At 67.9% G+C, this 16,882-nt stretch carries 12 protein-coding genes; 4 read left to right on the top strand and 8 right to left on the bottom strand.

Features of this window, described 5'->3' with window-relative positions:
• Positions 1–27 precede the first annotated feature (27 nt).
• The 4 genes from pdxS (at position 28) to ACFC0O_RS04085 (ending at position 3,831) form a co-directional block, all read left to right on the top strand.
• Positions 28–930, top strand: a complete 903-nt coding sequence (pdxS, locus tag ACFC0O_RS04100) for a pyridoxal 5'-phosphate synthase lyase subunit PdxS (RefSeq protein ID WP_364632214.1) — start codon at positions 28–30, stop codon at positions 928–930.
• Between the two features lie 124 nt (positions 931–1,054).
• The gene (locus ACFC0O_RS04095) at positions 1,055–1,705 is read left to right on the top strand and encodes a hypothetical protein (RefSeq protein WP_375953652.1); all 651 of its coding nucleotides are present in this window, start codon (positions 1,055–1,057) and stop codon (positions 1,703–1,705) included.
• A complete protein-coding gene (locus tag ACFC0O_RS04090; protein WP_375953650.1) occupies positions 1,702–2,712 on the top strand; it encodes a nucleotidyl transferase AbiEii/AbiGii toxin family protein in 1,011 nt (336 codons plus the stop codon). The genes ACFC0O_RS04095 and ACFC0O_RS04090 overlap by 4 nt, the downstream gene beginning before the upstream one ends.
• 249 nt (positions 2,713–2,961) lie before the next feature.
• Positions 2,962–3,831: an MHYT domain-containing protein gene (locus ACFC0O_RS04085; protein WP_375953648.1), complete on the top strand. Its 870-nt coding sequence runs from the start codon at positions 2,962–2,964 to the stop codon at positions 3,829–3,831.
• Positions 3,832–3,852: 21 nt separating this feature from the next.
• Here ACFC0O_RS04085 and ACFC0O_RS04080 read toward each other — a convergent pair whose 3' ends face one another.
• Genes ACFC0O_RS04080 through ACFC0O_RS04045 form a run of 8 tightly spaced genes read right to left on the bottom strand, consistent with a single transcriptional unit; the run spans position 3,853 to position 16,589 of the window.
• Positions 3,853–4,500 (bottom strand): ester cyclase, encoded by a 648-nt coding sequence (locus tag ACFC0O_RS04080; RefSeq protein ID WP_375953646.1) that lies wholly within the window; start codon positions 4,498–4,500, stop codon positions 3,853–3,855.
• Entirely contained in the window at positions 4,497–6,011 is a 1,515-nt protein-coding gene (locus ACFC0O_RS04075) for a flavin-containing monooxygenase (RefSeq protein WP_375953645.1), read from the bottom strand. The genes ACFC0O_RS04080 and ACFC0O_RS04075 overlap by 4 nt, the downstream gene beginning before the upstream one ends.
• Complete coding sequence (locus ACFC0O_RS04070; protein ID WP_375953643.1) at positions 6,008–6,871, bottom strand: class I SAM-dependent methyltransferase; 864 nt, start codon at positions 6,869–6,871, stop codon at positions 6,008–6,010. The genes ACFC0O_RS04075 and ACFC0O_RS04070 overlap by 4 nt, the downstream gene beginning before the upstream one ends.
• A complete protein-coding gene (locus ACFC0O_RS04065) occupies positions 6,868–7,368 on the bottom strand; it encodes a hypothetical protein (RefSeq protein WP_375953641.1) in 501 nt (166 codons plus the stop codon). Before ACFC0O_RS04065 ends, ACFC0O_RS04070 begins: the two co-directional genes overlap by 4 nt.
• Positions 7,365–7,622, bottom strand: a complete 258-nt coding sequence (locus ACFC0O_RS04060) for a hypothetical protein (protein WP_375953640.1) — start codon at positions 7,620–7,622, stop codon at positions 7,365–7,367. Before ACFC0O_RS04060 ends, ACFC0O_RS04065 begins: the two co-directional genes overlap by 4 nt.
• Positions 7,619–8,554 (bottom strand): metallophosphoesterase family protein, encoded by a 936-nt coding sequence (locus tag ACFC0O_RS04055; RefSeq protein ID WP_375953638.1) that lies wholly within the window; start codon positions 8,552–8,554, stop codon positions 7,619–7,621. The genes ACFC0O_RS04060 and ACFC0O_RS04055 overlap by 4 nt, the downstream gene beginning before the upstream one ends.
• Entirely contained in the window at positions 8,551–10,188 is a 1,638-nt protein-coding gene (locus ACFC0O_RS04050; RefSeq protein ID WP_375953637.1) for a fatty acyl-AMP ligase, read from the bottom strand. Before ACFC0O_RS04050 ends, ACFC0O_RS04055 begins: the two co-directional genes overlap by 4 nt.
• Complete coding sequence (locus ACFC0O_RS04045; protein WP_375953635.1) at positions 10,185–16,589, bottom strand: type I polyketide synthase; 6,405 nt, start codon at positions 16,587–16,589, stop codon at positions 10,185–10,187. Before ACFC0O_RS04045 ends, ACFC0O_RS04050 begins: the two co-directional genes overlap by 4 nt.
• Positions 16,590–16,882: the final 293 nt, after the last annotated feature.

The following is a 16,882-nucleotide window of genomic DNA, read 5'->3' as shown; positions in this document are numbered from 1 at the left end:
TTGGCCCAGATGACACAGGAGTTCGCCGTGACCTCGTCCGACACCACCCCCTCCATCGGCACCGCCCGCGTGAAGCGCGGCATGGCCGAGATGCTGAAGGGCGGTGTGATCATGGATGTCGTCACCCCCGACCAGGCCAAGATCGCCGAAGATGCCGGCGCGGTCGCCGTTATGGCGCTCGAGCGGGTGCCCGCCGATATCCGCGCCCAGGGTGGCGTATCCCGCATGTCCGATCCGGACATGATCGACGGCATCATCTCCGCGGTCTCCATCCCGGTCATGGCCAAGGCGCGCATCGGCCACTTCGTCGAGGCCCAGGTGCTGCAGTCGCTCGGTGTCGACTACATCGACGAGTCCGAGGTGCTGACCCCGGCCGATTACGCCAACCACATCGACAAGTGGAACTTCACCGTGCCCTTCGTCTGTGGCGCGACCAACCTGGGCGAGGCGCTGCGCCGGATCACCGAGGGCGCGGCCATGATCCGCTCCAAGGGTGAGGCCGGCACCGGTGACGTCTCCAACGCCACCACCCATATGCGCAAGATCCGCGGTGAGCTGCGTCGCCTGAGCAGCCTGCCCGAGGATGAGCTGTTCGTCGCCGCCAAGGAGCTGCAGGCCCCGTACGAGCTGGTCAAGGAAGTCGCCCAGACCGGCAAGCTGCCCGTGGTGCTGTTCACCGCCGGTGGTATCGCCACCCCGGCCGACGCCGCCATGATGATGCAGCTCGGCGCCGAGGGCGTGTTCGTCGGCTCCGGCATCTTCAAGTCCGGCAACCCGGCCCAGCGTGCCGCCGCCATCGTCAAGGCCACCACCTTCTACGACGACCCGGATGTGCTCGCCAAGGTGTCGCGCGGTCTGGGTGAGGCCATGGTCGGCATCAATGTCGATGAGATCCCGCAGCCGCACCGGCTCGCCGAGCGCGGCTGGTAATTCGGCCCCGCCAACTGAATTCTTGCCGCCGGGTGGCTCTTTCGAGGGCCGCCCGGCGGTTTCGTATCACCGGGGCGCGAAAACTCCCGCGACGCGGGCCCATTCGATTTGCGAGCATATGGTCGTGATGACAGCTCCACCGATATTCCAGGGCGAGTTCGAGGCGCATCTGACCGTGCGCGCCGATGACGCCACGAGTCTGGCGGCCCTCGAACGGCATGCCGCCGCACAGGAATTGAAGTTCACCCATATTCGGCTGGCGCGCGGGCGGGTACGGGATCAGCCGATGCTGACCGCGCGGTATTCGGGAGATTTCGCGACGGTGCGTGATTCGGTGGCGGAGCTGGCGGCGCGCCTGACCGGGGCCGGATTCCCGTTGTGCCGCACGAAGATCGAGTCGACGCCGTGGACGACAGGAGTGCCCGCTACCGATGCCGAGGCGCGGGCGCTGGGGCCGGGCTATTACTTCGAACATCACGTGAAGCTGGTGCTCGCCCCCGAAGCCGATCCCGCCGCGCTCACCGCGATCGCGGTTGCGCACGCGGCGCATCTGTCCGCGAACGCGCGGCGCGTGCGAGCCGATGGCCGCGCCGAACGCTTCGTCACCCAGCGTTGCCGGTCGGTTGGCGATCCGATCGCCGCGGCCCGGTTGCGCGCGCTGCTGGCCGAACTGTCGGACTACGAAATACAGTCCGTCGAACGTGAATTCGTCGTCCTCGACAGCGATGAATCCATCGACGCCGGGTGGATCGACGAGAACGAGGAACTGTCATGACCGCGACCCCCTGGGATGAGTTCCGGCACGGCCCGTGGCAGCCCACCCAGGTGGTGCCCGCCGAACCGCCGACCGAGGAGGTTCGCGTGGCCAAGGGACTGCCGCGCACGCTGTACCCGGTGCCGGGCGCGGGTGTTGTTCAGCATCCGGTATTCGATCCGGCCATGGCCGAGTATTCCTTCGGAATGCGTTTGAGCGAGCCGCATTTCGATGATCCCGAGCGCGGCGCGGGCTGGTTCGCCGCGCGCCGCGAAGCCATCGATCACATCCTCACCGCCGTCGCGGACTCACCGTGGGCCGGGCAGCTCATGTTGCGCGGCAGCGTGCTGCTCGCCGCCTGGTTCGGTGCGGCCGCCAGGCAGCCCGGCGATGTGGATTTCATTGTGCTGCCGATGAATTGGCAGGTCGATGAACCCGCCACCGACGATATGTTCGCCGATATCGCCCGTCGTGCCGAGATCGTGGCCGATATGCCCGGCAGCACGGTGCGCATCCATCCGGATGGTGCGCTGTCCGACCACATCTGGACCTATGATCGTGTCCCCGGCCGTCGCCTGATCCTGCCGTGGACCTCGGCCGACGCCGAAATACCCTCCGGCGCGGTACAACTCGACTTCGTTTTCAATGAAAGCGTGCCGCGGCAACCGCAATGGTCGGATCTGCCACGGCTGTCCGGTCCCGGTCCGGCGGCTCACCTGCTCGCCGCTACGCCGGAACTCTCGCTGGCCTGGAAACTGCTGTGGCTGACCACCGATGTCCACCCGGAGGGCAAGGATTTCTACGATGCGGTCCTGCTGGCCGAAAACTCCCGTCTCCCTTACGAACTGCTCGCCACCGTACTGGGGCGGGATCCCGAGGGCGATTGGCTGCCCGGACTACTCGCGGATCTCGACAGCAGTGCCGACTGGGAGGAATTCGCCAAGGATCACCCGCACCTCGCCGATGCGCAATGGTCCTTCATCGATCGTCTGCGTGCCGCGCTCGAGTACCTGAAAGACCGCTCCTGATCGATTGTGCGGCAGCGGTATTCCAGTAGGTTGCTGTGATCGCTGCCGTCAAGGGCGGCATACGGATGCGCGAAATGTGTTGTGCGCTGGGTCACACCATGATTTGCCTGCGAAATCGTACCCCAGCAAACGCCAGCTACTTTTCCAGTATTGTGCTGCGGCAAATTTACTACCTGGTGCTTCCTCGCTACTGTTCGCCACAGTCGCCGATGTTTCTGCCGACTCACAGTGATCTGGCAAGGAGCCCGCATGCTGGAAATCGACCAGTTCACCTATGGTTGGTTGACCCCCACGCTCGCGTATCTGATGTCTGTCGTCGGCTCGTTGCTGGCATTGCGCTGCATGGTGCGGGCGCGCAGTCAGGCGGGGCATCGCGGCTGGATCATCACCGGCGCGATCGCCCTGGGCGGCACCGGAATCTGGGTCATGCACTTCATCGCCATGCTCGGTTTCTCGGTGCATGACGCCACCATCCGCTACAACGTCCCCGTCACCGTGCTGAGCGCGGTGATCGCCATGGGCGTTGTGTGGCTCGGCCTTTCGATCGTGGTGCATCGGCGCGGCGGCGAATGGTTCGCGCTGATCACCGGCGGCGCGATCACCGGTCTCGGGGTGGCGGCCATGCACTACGCGGGCATGTACGCCATGAAAACCGATGTGACCGTGCAATACGACCCCTGGATAGTGCTGCTGTCCCTGGTCATCGCGATCGTCGCCGCCATCGCCGCCCTCTGGTTCGCACTGCACGTGGAGGGCATCGTGGCCACCGTGGGCGCGGCCCTCATCATGGGAATCGCGGTGTGCGGCATGCATTACACCGGCATGTTCGCCATGCGCGCCCACGTCGCCGACCATATGCACGCCCCCGCGGGCGCCCAGGCGAACCAGCTGCTGACACCGTTGATCATCGCGGTGAGCATGGCAACCATGCTCATGTTCTTCCAGGTCGGCATCACCGATATCGACGAACCCGATCTGAGCCGGATTCGGGGTCAGTACGCCAGTCGTTTCTGGCCGAGCGAGTCCGATGATCCCGTCCCGCTGCCGAAATTCCGCGCGGACGACTTCCCGACCGAGAGGTTCGATCCGCACCGCGCCGATCCGCATCACCGCCGTTGACCGCCGGACGGTCTCGCCGATTCAGCCGTGTGCTCGGGGGCGCAGCCGCAGATAGGCTCGCAGCAGCGGAGCGCCGAGCCGCTGGGCGCGAATCCCGAAGCGGAAGAACGGACTTCGCGCCGCCGGCAGCATGCCGATCTGCCGGGCCAGCTCCATCAGATCCGCGACGCTGGTCCAGGTGCGGAGCCGGCCGTCACGCAGTTCGTAGAGGTCGACCCCGGTGGTGTCGAATGAGCGCCCGGTGGGTGCGAGCCCGAGCGGGGACGGTCCGCCGCCGAGATCACCGGTGAAGGTGCCGCGCGCCCGCCACGGTGCGGCCATCCCGGTGCCGATGAGCGGCAGATACGGCGTGCCGGCGAGTTCGAAGTGAATATCGGGAAAGGCGCGCCAGGTCATCAGCACGTAGTCGCGGAAGGCGGCCTTGCCGGTGACCGATTCTCCGCAGAGCGCGGGATCGGTGCAGACGATATCGTCGGTGACCAGTGCGAGTACGGCCTCCAGATCCTGAGAGTTCCACGCCCGCAGCCATGCTCGGGACCACCCTTGCAGTTCCGCCGCGAGTGTGGCGGAGCGCGCGGCCGCGACGGCGGTCAATTCCGGTAGCGCCTCGACGAGTTCGGTATTGGTCAGGCCCGCGACGAGGGTCGGTTCCGGCGATGGGGTGCTCATGAGAGGGTGCTCTCCCGTGCGGTGAAGGTGTAGTCGTCCAGCGGGAATCGGCGTGCGCGCCACCAGGCTTCGGCCCCGGTGGCGGGGCGGATGAGCGGCACATCGCCGAATTTGTCGAAGTAGAAGCTGTGCGCGTCCGCGCAATTGGAGGTGTAGAAGATGGAGGTGGACTGCCTGCGCACCATCTCCTCGAAATACCGGTCGTGCGGTCGCTGGGTGATCTCGATCCGAGTGCTGGATCGGCGGCGCGCCTCGCGCATGCATCGAATGGCGTGCCGGGCGGTGTTCTCCACCATGAGGAAGTACGACCCGGTGACCGAATAGGGTCCGAGCACCCAGAAGCCGTTGGGCCAGCCGGGTACGGTCACACCCTCGTAGGCGGACCAGCGATGGGTGTGGAAATGGTCGCCCATATCGGTGCCCGCGCCGTTGATGATCGGGAATGGCGGCGCGGCGCCGCGCTCGTAGATGTAGAAGCCGGTGGCCAGCACGAGTGTGTCGATCTCATGGTGTACGCCGTCACCGGTTACTACGCCGGTCGGGGTGATCCGTTCGATCGGATCGGTGACCAGTTCGACGTTCTCGCGCGAGAAGGTGCGGTAGTACCGGTTGGAGAAGGTCGGAAACTTGCAGCCGAAGCGGTAATTCGGGGTGAGTTTGCGGCGGATTTCGGGATCGCGCACCTGTCGGCGCATGAGCGCCAAACCCGCCCATTCCACCATGCGAACCATGGCCGGAATCTTGAATCTGATGCCGAACAGGAAGAAGCTCTCGATCATCAGCACCGAGGCGATGCGGAACGGAATCCAGGCCTGCGGCACCTTTTTCAGGAACCAGCGCAGCGGTCGCGGAATGCGGAAATCCATGGCGGGTACGGCCCAGATGGGCGTGCGCTGGAAGACGGTGAGGGTGCGGGCCCGCTCGGCCAACTCCGGAATGAGTTGTGCCGCTGATGATCCGGTGCCGATGACCGCCACTCGGGCGCCGCTGGGATCGTATTCCCGATCCCAGCGGGCGCTGTGCATGGTGGTGCCCGCGAAATCGTCCAGGCCGGGAATATCGGGGCGTTTGGGTATGGTGAGCCCACCGTAGGCGAAGATGACGTAGCGGGCCGTGATCGGTCCCAGCCCTTCGGTATCCACCGTCCAACGGTGGGTGCCCTCATCGAATTCGGCCTGTTTGACGGTGGTGTTCAGGCGCAGATGCGGTCGCAGGCCGTATTTGTCGGCGCAGTGATCGGCATAGGCCTTCAGTTCGGGTCCCTTGGCGAACCAGTGCCCCCATTCCTGATTGGGCTCGAACGAATAGCAGTAGTTCCATGACGGAACATCCACGCCCGCACCGGGATACACATTGTCCCGCCAGGTGCCGCCGATATCGGCGGCGCGCTCGAGAATGACGAAGTCGGTGATGCCCGCGGCCTTCAGTTCGATCGCCACCCCGAGGCCGCCGAAGCCCGCACCGATGATGATGACCTCGTGGTCCGGATGGTCGGTGTCCTGATCTGTCAATGTTCTTCCCTCACGGTGTTTCTCAATCGAACCGCACCGGACCACAGGCTTATCTGCCCGGGCCGGTCCGGGGTGCCGAGGCTTGGCAGCCGGGCGTGCAGGCGTACGAAGGGGGGTGAACGTTTCCAGCGGGCGGCGGCCTCGAACAGCGATTCGGTTTCCAGTGCGGTCCAGCCGGTGAAGAAGCGCACCCCGTCGGCGGGCGCGAAATGCCAGCGGGCACTGCCCAGTTGGCTACCCATGGTGAGATTGACCGCGCGCCGCATCATCGGCGAGTAGATATCGAGCAGCCACCAGTGCACTGCGGGCTGCCGCAGCACCGCGCCGAGCCGGTGCACCTGCGCCGGGGTCAGATACGGCAGCAGTCCTTCGGTGATGACCAGCGCGTGGTGTGCGCCGTCGGTCGCCTCGCGCAGAAATTCCGCGCAGGCGGTGCCGTCGGTGACGTCCACGGCGCGGCGCACCACGGTGCAGCCGGGCGTCTCCTCGGCCAACAGTCGACATTTCTCAGCCACCAGTCCGGGTAGATCGGCTTCGTACCAGCGCAGCCCCGTCGGCAAATCGAGCCGGTAGGGCCGGGTGTCCAGACCCGCGGCCAGATTGATCACGCGGTCGCAGCCCTGCGCCAGAGCGCGGCCGATCAGATCGTCAATGAGCCTGGTGCGCACCACCTGCGGCCACCCGTTGCGACCACCGTGCGGGGCCACCGGGCCGTCCGCGATGGCGTGTCCGCGCGCCCCGGCGAGCCGATCGGCGAGCCGATCGTGGAACAGGGCGTCCGGGCGCTCGGATTCGATGGCTCGATAGGCCGCCACCCAGCGCGCGGTGTCCGAGATATCACCGATCAATGGTTCGTTCATGATTTCTCCGCATCCAGGACGGCGGGATCGACGAAGTCGACGAACAGGTCCGCGGTGCTGAAGTCCTTGCGCGCGAGCAACTCCAGCATCAGGCCGTTCACCAGGGCGGGCGGCGCCAGATGCGCGAAGCGCGCGATGGTGCGCGGATCCATGTACGGCGCCGCGTCCGCGACCACCGCCGGGTCGAGCCGGGCCAGCACCTGCAGCGCGCGTTCCATATCCCGTGCGTCCACCACACTGCTCGCCGCGCGTCCGATCAGCCTGGGCGGCAGGATCTTCGCGGCCAGCGGCAGACTCAGTCGCAAGGGGATGAAGCGGCGATAGAGCCGCAATCTGCGATAGTCGTGGGCGTAGCGATCGGCGAGCGTGATGGTGACGCGCTGCCGCAGCGCGAAGACATGCTCGTACCCCAACTGCGCCAGGTGTTCCACCCGGTCGGGCGGTACGTGCAGAATGTGCGCCAATCGGTGCAGTTCCTCGGTCAGCGCGTCGCTCACGGGCGTTCCTCCCGTGAGAAGCGCTGCCGCACAGTGCGTTTCCACCCATACGCCATGACGCGTGCGATCGCCCGGGTACCTCGTGGGAGGGTGGCGAGGGTGGCCTCCACGGCGGCGTCCATGGCGATGCGCTCCCGTTCCGGCGCGGTGCGGATCAATTCGAGCAGGTCCGCGCATTGCGGTTCGGGGAGCAGGTAGAGCGCGGTGAACGGCCCGCCCAATTCCGCTTCGAGTTGAGCGCGTGGAGCGGTCATCGATCGGTTCTCCTCTCGGGAACGGTGCTGTGCTCGCGGGCGGCCCGCAATGCGCGCCCGGCCAGTCGCCGCCCCCAACCGTCCAGGGCGAAGCGTGCGCGGTGCGGGGCGGGCAGAATTCGGCGCAGCAGCGGATCGGGGAGGCCGCGGCGCTGCCATTCGCGCGGATAGCCGAGCGATACCTCCTCGAAGCGCACCCCGTCGTAGTAGTCGGTGCGCGGCAGGTGCAGATGGCCGTAGACCGCGCAGACGGTGTGGTAGCGGCGATGCCAGTCGGCGGTCAGCGTGGTACCGCACCACATGGCGAATTCCGGCGGCGCCATCAGCAGGGTGGGGTCGCGCACCAGCGGGAAATGGTTGATGAGCACCAGCGGTATCGCGGGGTCGAGGGCGTCCAGCCGCGCGACCGTATAGCGCACCCGTTCGCGGCACCATTCATCCTTGGCCGCATGGGGATCGGCGACCAGCAGTTGTTCGTCGACGGCGACCACACCGCGCCGTTCGGCGATGCGCAGACCCTCCTGTGCGGTGGCCGCGCCGGCCGGCAGGAAGGAGTAGTCGTAGAGCAGGAACATCGGCACCAGGACGGCCGGACCGCCCGCACCGTGCCAGTGCGGATACTCGTCCTCGGGGGTGAGCACATCGATCTCGCGGCACAGGTCCACCAGGTGCCGGTATCTGCCCTCACCCCGCAACTGCTCGGGATCGAGTGCGGTGGTCCACAATTCGTGATTCCCGGGAACCCAGATCACCTTCGCGAAACGTTCCCGCAGCAGCGTGAGAGCCCAGCGGATATCGGCCGTCTTCTCCGCGACGTCACCGGCCACGATCAGCCAGTCGCCGGGATCGCCCGGCCGAATGCCCTCCACCACTTCACGATTGCCGCGATGCCCCAGGTGCAAATCGCTCACGGCCAGTACCGCGGCGCTCACGGCGCACCGCCGAGCAGCGCCGCGGTGGCCGAGCGCCGCAGTTTGCCCGAGGGCGTCTTGGGCAGCGCGCCCGGACGCAGCACCGTGACATGCCGGGGTCCGACGCCGATCTCGGCGTAGACGGTGCGGGCGATCTCGGCCCGAATCCGTTCCACCGCTTCGGCGTCGGCGTGCAGCCGGGATTCCACCACCACCGCGAACTGTTCGCGATGATCGGCGCGGCGCAGGCCGACCGCCACGGCATTGCCCTGCCGCACCCCCGGCACCCGGCAGGCGGCGCGCTCGATATCGGTGGGGAAGATATTGCGCCCGCCGACGATGATCACATCCTTGGTGCGGCCGCAGACCACGATCTCCCCGGTCTCGGTGAGGTAGCCCAGATCGCCCGTGGCCAGCCAGTTCTCGGCGTCCATCGCCGGGACCACGCCCGCGCCGGTGCGGTACCCGCGGGTGACCGCGTCACCGCGCACCTGGAGTTCGCCGACCATACGGGGCGGCAGCCGATCACCGGCCGCGTCGACCACCCGCAGGCCGAGACCTGGCAGTGGACGGCCCAGGACCGCGAACTGCCGGGCCTCGGGGCCGGTGCTGACGCGCGCCCGCCCGTCCGCCTCCAGGTCGCGGGCGTCCACACTGTCCACGGTGATCGGCGCGCCGATCACGGACAGGGAGATGCCCAGCGTCGTCTCCGCCATCCCGTAGGCGGCGGTGAGAGCGGATTCGGCCAGGCCGAAGCGGGCCCCGGCGGTGCTCACCGCGGTCATGGTCGCCATATCGATGGGTTCGGCCCCATTGCATGCGATGCGCAGACTGGACAGGTCGTAGGCGCCGTCCGGTGCTTCGGCCAGACTGCGCGCCCACAGCGCATAGGCGAAATTCGGTGCGGCGGTGATACTTCCGCGATATCGCGTGATCAGCTCGGCCCACAGCAGCGGATCGGTGAGGAAGTCCGCCGGCGTAACGATCACCGCGTCCAGCCCGCCCTGCATGGGCCCCATGAGCAGTCCGATCATGCCGAAATCGTGTGAGAACGGCAGCCAGCTCACCATCACATCGCTGTCGGTGAACGCGGCCACGGCGCTGATCGAGCGCCAATTCCGGTCCAGATTGCGATGGGTGATCATGACGGCCTTGGCCGCACCGGTGGAACCGGAGGTCAGTTGCAGCAGGGCGATGGCGTCCTCCTCGGCGTGCACCGGTTCGATGGGGTCGGCCATCCGCAACTCCGCCATCTCGATCACTGCCACCCCCGCCTCCCGCAGTACCGAGATGGCTGCCTCGAAAGGCGTTGCCACCACGACCGATCGGGTGCCGAGCAGGTCGAGCACGGTCATCGTGTCCGCGAGCCAGGCCGTCAGATCGGTCCGCGGGGTCGGCTGGTGCAGCATGGTGACCGAGGCGGCGCGCATCCACACCGCCTGCACCAGCGGCGCGACATCCGCGGGCTGTCCGGCCAGAATGGCCACCGGACTGCCCGCGCCGATTCCGCGCCCGGCGAGCCCGCCCGCCATGGCGCGGGCCACCCGATGCACCTCGGCCCAGCTGTGCCGAACGGGCGCGTGCGGCGCGCCGGTCACAATGCCCTTGTGGCCCCGCGGAACTCGAATGAACACGTCCTCGCTGAAGCGGCTCATCCGACCTCCACCGCGGCGTCGTGCCCGGCGCGCACGCCGAGGCGTTCGAGCGGGCCGGTCAGCCGCGCCAGCAGATCGGCCGGTATCTCGTGATCGTCGTGCATATCGGCGAGCCGGTCGATGAGCATCGCCACCTCGGCCAGAATCGGTCCGGCCAATTCGACGTCGGCGGGGGTCACCTGCTCGAGAATGTGCCGGGCGAGCAGGCTCACCGTCGGATACTGGAAGATCACCGAATTGGCCAGCTTGACGCCGGTGAGCGCGCGCAGATGACTGCCCAGTTCGATGGAGCTGAGCGAATCGACGCCCATTTCGGTGAATTCCCGGTCCGGTAGCACGGGTTCGGGGGAGGAGTAGCCCAGCACCATGGCGATCGGCACCTTCACCATTTCCACCACCACCGCGTGCTGCTGCTCCGGACTCATACCGGACAGGCGTTTGGCCAGCTGCGAGGGATCGTTGAGCTGGGTGGTCGCCTTGGCTCGGGTGTGCAGCAGGGCGCGGAAGAAGGGCGGCAGTTCGGCCACCGAGGCGGCGGCGCGCAGCAGTGCGACGTCCAGGCCCACCGGCACCACGTACGGCCTGCCCCAGCCCAATCCGGCATCGAACAGGGTCAGCGCCTCGGCGGTGGGAATCGGGGTGATGCCCATCCGGGCCAGTCGCGCCCGGTCCTTATCGTCGAGTTGACCGGTATTGGAGGTCTCCTCCGCCCACCAGCCCCAGGCCATCGACACCGCCGGGAGTCCGAGGTGGGCGCGATGCTGGGCGAGCGCGTCCAGGTAGACGTTCGCGGCGGCGTAGTTCGCCTGGCCCGGTGCGCCGAAAGCGCCCGCGGCGGAGGAGAACAGCACGAACATCGACAGGTCGAGATCGGCGGTCAGCTCGTGCAGATGCTGTGCGCCCAGGGTTTTCGCGTGCAGCACCCGGTCCAGATGCGCCCGGGTCAGACCGGCGAAGGTGGAATCGGCCAGCACGGCCGCGATATGCACCACGGCGCCGATCGGATGCTCCGGCGGCACGGCGGCGATGAGGTCGCGCACCGCGTCCCGGTCACCGACGTCACAGGCGGCGAAGGTGACCCGCGTGCCGAGTTCGCCCAATTCGGCGGCCAATTCACGTGCGCCCGGGGCGTCCGGGCCGCTGCGTCCGGCCAGCAGCAGTCGGCGCGCACCGTATCGGGTCGCCAGATGCCTGGCGATGAAACCGCCGATCTTGCCGGTGCCGCCGGTGATCAGCACGGTGCGTTCCGGATCGAAGGCGGCGGGCCAGCTCAGCGCCACCTTGCCGATCTGGCGGGTCTCGGCGATATGGCGCAGCGCCGCACCGGTTCGTCGAATATCGAAGGCGGTCAAGGGAAGTGGCTCGATCTCGTGTGTGGTGAGCAGGTCGGTGACATCGCGCAGCAGTGCGCCGAGCGTGTCCGGTTCCAGTGCGCCGAGTTCGAAGGTGTCATAGCGGATACCCGGAAAACGCGCGGCGACCTCGGCCGCTTCGCGCACCGCGGCGCGGCCGATCTCGATGAATCGGCCACCGGCGGCCAGGGTGTGCAGGGAGGGATCGGTGAACTCCTCGGGCAGGGTGTTCAGGACGAGATCGACGCCGCGTCCGCCGGTGGCGGCGGCGAACTCGGCGGCGAACCGCGCCGAACGTGAATCGGCCAGTCGCTCGCCCGGTATGCCCAACTCGCGCAGCGCATCCCACTTGTGCGGGCGAGCCGTGGCGAACACCTCCAAGCCCATCGTCCGGGCCAGGGCGATGGTGGCCAGGCCGACCCCACCGGCGCCGCCGTGCACCAGCACCGATTCGCCGGGAACCGCGGCGCCCAGCTCGCGCAGTGCGTAGAGGGCGGTGCCGAAGGCCACCGGTACCGTCGCCGCCTGATGGAACGACAGGTGCGCGGGGATCGGCGCGAGCCGGCGCGCGGTGGTCACCGAGGTGGCGGAGATATCGTCGAAGAAGCCGAAAACCCGGTCGCCGGGCACGAATTCGGTGACCTGCGCTCCAACGGCGATCACGAGGCCGGACGCCTCGAACGGGGTCGCGGAACGCAGTTCGGTGGTCAGGGCCAGCGCATGGGCGGCTTCGCGATAGGTGAGCCCGGCCGCCCGCAACCGCACCGCCACGCCGTCCGGCGCGAGTTCGGCGAGGTCGGGGGTGATGGCATCGACCGGGCCGGCGTCCTCGAGGTTGCCCGAGCGCGGGATGTCGAGTCGCCAATGCCGGTTCAGCAGATCGGAATCGCGGGCGGCGGCGTCGACGGCCGGGCGAATCCGGCGGCCGTGGAATTCGCCGTCCCGCAGCGCCACCTCGGGTTCGTCGGCCTGCAGCGCGGCGGTCAGGACATCCAGCCCGGCGTCCTCGGGCCCGAGGTCGAGCTGGATCAGCCGCCCCTGATTCTCCGATTGCGCACTGCGCAGCAGACCCCAGACCGCGGCCCCGGCCAGATCGGTGATGTCCTCGCCGCCGCGCACGGCCTGGGTGCCGCGCATGAGAACCAGTACACGGGTGGAGACGAATCGAGCGTCGGCCAGCCAGGTCTGGATCTGTTCGAGCATCGCGGCGGTGCCGTCGGCCACCGCGTCGCCGGGCCGGCCCACCCGCGACAGCAGCACCACCGCGGGTGCGTCGTCGCCGCTGTCTACCGCGGCGACCAGCCGGCGCATGGAATCGTGTCGAGTGATACCGGCGGTGCGCAGTTCCGGCTCCGAAAGGGCAAGTCCCGCGGCCGAACCGATCAGCGTCCACGCGCCCGGCGGCGCGGTGAAGCGCACCCGGGGCGTCGGCACCGGCAGCCAGTCCACCCCGAACAGCGACTCCTGCTGCTGTGCCAGGCCACGTTCGGCGAGTTTGCCCGCCGTCACCGATCGCACCTGCAGGGTTCCGGTGGCGACGGCCTTGCCGTTGGTGTCGGCGAGCAGCCAGCGCATGCGATCCGGACCGGCCGGGCTGAGCCGGACGCGCAGCGCCGCGGCGCCGATCGCGTGCAGGCGCACACCCTCCCACGCGAATGGCAGCCGGATCGCGCCGCCCTCATCCGGCGCCAGCGAGGTGAGCGCCGCACCGGTCTGCATGGCGGCGTCCAGCAGCGCCGGATGCAGGCCGAATTCCTCGGCATCGGTCACCGAATCCGGCAGTGCCACTTCGGCGAAGACCTCCTCGCCGCGCCGCCACACCGCGCGCATGCCCTGGAAGACCGGACCGTACTGATAGCCGAGCGCGGCCAGGCCCTGGTATGCGGTGGCCGGATCGATGGCCTGTTCCGCACCGATCGGCGGCCACACCTCGATGGTGTCCGCGTCGTCGTGGTCGTCGGGCTGACCGAGCCCGCCGTCGGCGTGCAATCGCCACTGCTGCTCGCCGGGCGGGGCGTCCTCCGCCTCGGGGCGCGAATAGATCGTCACCGGACGACGGCCCCGCGCATCGCGTTCACCGACCACGATCTGCACGTGGACGGCGCCCTTGTCCGGCAACGTGATCGGCGAATACATGGTGAGCTTGTCCACGCGCGGGGAGCCGAGTCGCTCACCGGCGTGCAGGGCCAATTCGAGCAGCATGGCCCCGGGCACCAGCACCGTGCCGAACAGGGCGTGATCGGCGATCCAGCCGTGGGTGGCCTGCGCGAGCCTGGTGGTGAACTGGAATTTGTCGGCACCGGGCAGTTCCGCGATGGCGCCGAGCAGCGGATGCCCCGGAGCAGCGAGCCCCAGGCTGCTCGGTTTGCCGCCGTTGACGGCCCCGCCCGCGGTCAGCCAGAAGGTCTGACGCTGGAAAGCGTAGGTGGGCAGGTCTATTCGCGGTAGCGCGCGCCCGGCGGTGAGGACCCGCCAATCCGCGGTGACCCCGGCCACATGCGCCTGCGCGACGGAGGTCAGCAGCCGGTCCAGGCCGCCGTCATCGCGCTTGAGCGAGCCGGTGATGACGCAGTAGTCGGTGAAAGCCCCGACGTGCTCCAGGGATTCGTGCATGGCGGCGGTGAGCACCGGATTGGGACTCATCTCCAGGAACGCGCTGTACCCGGTCTGGTAGGCGGCCTGGAAGGTGTCCTCGAAGAGCACGCGCTCGCGCAGATTGCGCACCCAGTAGGTGGCGTCCAGGGTCGCGGTGTCGACGGCGTCGGCCACGACGGCGGAGAAGAACGCGATATCGGTGCCGCGCGGGGTGATTCCGGAGATCGCCGCGAGGATGGTGTCCTCGATGGCATCGATCTGTGCCGAATGTGAGGCATAGTCCACCGGAATATGCCGGGCTCGAACCCCTGCCGCGGTACAGGCCTCGATGAAGGCCAGCACCTCGGCCGTAGCACCGGAGATGACGGTGGTCTGCGGGCCGTTCACCGCGGCCACATCGATACCCGTTGTGCCGGTGAGCCTTTCGTGAACCTCGTCGATCGGCAACGCGATCGAGGCCATGGTGCCGCGCCCGGCGATCGCGAGCAGCGCCCGGCTGCGCAGGGTCACGATGCGCGCGGCGTCATCGAGTGAGAGCGCCCCCGCGACGTGCGCGGCCGCGATCTCACCCTGCGAATGCCCGATGACCGCGTCCGGGGTGATGCCGAGCGACCCCCACACCGCCGCCAGCGACACCATGACGGCGAACAGCGCGGGCTGCACCACATCGAGACGCTCCAGGCTCGGCGCGCCCGGCGCGCCGTGCAGCACCTCGGTGAGCGACCAGTCCACATACGGGGCGAATGCCTTCTCGCACTCGGTCATTCGCGCCGCGAAGACCGGCGACTCGGCCAGCAGCGCCACGGCCATACCGGTCCACTGTGCGCCCTGGCCGGGAAAGACGAAGACCACCTGGTGCGCGGCATTGGCGTGGCCGCGCGGTGCGCCGCCGGGGCGATTCTCCGCCAGACCGGCGAGGCCCGCGAGGAGTTCGTCGCGGGTGCCGCCCAGGGCGACGGCGCGGTGTTCGAAGGTGGCGCGCGTGGTGGTCAGCGCTCGGCTCACCTCGGCGGGCCGGAATTCCGGATGCGCCCGCAGATGCGCCAGCAGGCGCGCGGCCTGCTCGGTCAGGGCTTCGGGCGAACGGCCGGAGATCGGCCAGGCGAGTACCTCGGCGGCGGGATCGGCCGTGCGTTCGGGAAGCGCTCGAGCGGGCGCCTGCTCGATGATCACGTGCGCGTTGGTGCCGGCGATTCCGAAGGAGGACACCGCCGCCCGGCGCGGGCGGCCCGGCTCCGGCCAGGGGGTGAGTTCGGTGACCACCCGGACATCACCGGCCGACCAGTCCACGCTCGGCGTCGGCTCGCTCACATGCAGACTGGCCGGAAGCACCCCGTGCCGCATGGATTCGATCATCTTGATCATTCCGGCCGCGCCCGCCGCGGCCTGGGTGTGCCCGAAATTCGATTTGATCGAACCGAGCCGGGCGGGATTGCCGGGTGCGCGGCCCTGTCCGTAGGTGGCCAGCAGCGCCTCCAGTTCGATGGGATCGCCCACCGGGGTGCCGGTGCCGTGGCCCTCGATCACATCGACCTCGGCGCCGGTCAATCCGGCGGCGGTGAGCGCGGCGTCGATCAGTTTGAGTTGTGCGGCGGTGCTGGGCACGGTGAGCCCCTTGGACGCGCCATCCTGATTGACCGAACTGCCGCGCAGCACGGCCAGCACCTCGTGCCCGTTCCGTTCGGCATCGGAGAGTCGTTCGAGGATCAGCATCGCCGCGCCCTCGGACATGCAGAAACCGTCCGCATCGGCCGAATACGGTTTGCTGCGGCCCTCTTTGGAGATCGCGCCGTGCTGGCCGAGCGCGTAGAAGCCGGTGAGGGTGGACATGATGGAGATGCCCCCGGCCAGCGCGAGCGAGCATTCGCCCAGGCGCAGCGCCTGGGCGGCGAGATGACAGGCGACGAGTGATGACGAGCACGCGGTGTCGACGCTCAGCGTCGGGCCTTCGAGGCCGAGCAGGTAGGCGATGCGGCCGGAGAGCACACTCTGGCTGACGCCCAGGGAGATGTAGCCGGGATCGATATCTTTCTGTCCCGGAATGAGATACGCGTAATCGCCGGACATGGCCCCCGCATAGACGCCGGTATCGCTGCCGCGCAAGGTGTTCGGATCGATTCCGGCGCGTTCGAGCGACTCCCAGGCGACCTCCAGCAGGACGCGCTGTTGCGGATCCATCGCCCGGGCCTCGCGGGGGCTGATGCCGAAGAACTCCGGATCGAACCGGCCCGGTTCGTCGATGAAGCCGCCCATGGGTGCGAACGCGGCGATCACCTCGGGGGAGGCCATATCGGCGAGTTCGGTCATGGACCGGTCATCCGGGAATTTGCTGGATATGTGCTTGCCTTCGATGACGAAGCGCCACAGTGCGTCCGGTGAATCGATTCCGCCGGGAAACCGGCAGGCCATGCCGACAACGGCGATCGGCTCGCGAAGGGAAGAGTCGAACGTCATTTACGCTCCATATTTCATATGGCTGAAGGGGTGCGGAGAATGGGCTGCCGCAATCATTGGGGCGCCGCGAAATGGGGGATCGCGATGCAGTGTAAGCAGATTGGCGGGCCGCGCAAAAGGGTTTGAAAAATACCGATGTCACTGTGGCATATGTCACACAAGCACGCGCTGACCTGGTGAATCATGTTGAATTCCAGCAACATTCGGCTGTCGGAGTCGTTTGGATGATCTATGTCCGAAAGGGTTGTATACGCAGGGAACGTGCACGTAGATTTCCGTGTCGCGGTTTGAAT

This window comes from Nocardia sp. NPDC056100 (assembly GCF_042266325.1).
In the GTDB taxonomy this organism is placed as follows: Bacteria; Actinomycetota; Actinomycetes; order Mycobacteriales; family Mycobacteriaceae; genus Nocardia.
Note: the sequence above shows the minus strand (reverse complement) of the source record. Positions and strands in the feature narration are given on the sequence as shown.

Bases quoted from the DNA above. Each gene is read 5' to 3' on its own strand.
- ACFC0O_RS04090 (WP_375953650.1), top strand. From the start codon at position 1,702: ATGACCGCGACCCCCTGGGATGAGTTCCGGCACGGCCCGTGGCAGCCC.
- ACFC0O_RS04085 (WP_375953648.1), top strand. From the start codon at position 2,962: ATGCTGGAAATCGACCAGTTCACCTATGGTTGGTTGACCCCCACGCTC.
- ACFC0O_RS04080 (WP_375953646.1), bottom strand. From the start codon at position 4,500: ATGAGCACCCCATCGCCGGAACCGACCCTCGTCGCGGGCCTGACCAAT.
- ACFC0O_RS04070 (WP_375953643.1), bottom strand. From the start codon at position 6,871: ATGAACGAACCATTGATCGGTGATATCTCGGACACCGCGCGCTGGGTG.
- ACFC0O_RS04060 (WP_375953640.1), bottom strand. From the start codon at position 7,622: ATGACCGCTCCACGCGCTCAACTCGAAGCGGAATTGGGCGGGCCGTTC.
- ACFC0O_RS04050 (WP_375953637.1), bottom strand. From the start codon at position 10,188: ATGAGCCGCTTCAGCGAGGACGTGTTCATTCGAGTTCCGCGGGGCCAC.
- ACFC0O_RS04045 (WP_375953635.1), bottom strand. From the start codon at position 16,589: ATGACGTTCGACTCTTCCCTTCGCGAGCCGATCGCCGTTGTCGGCATG.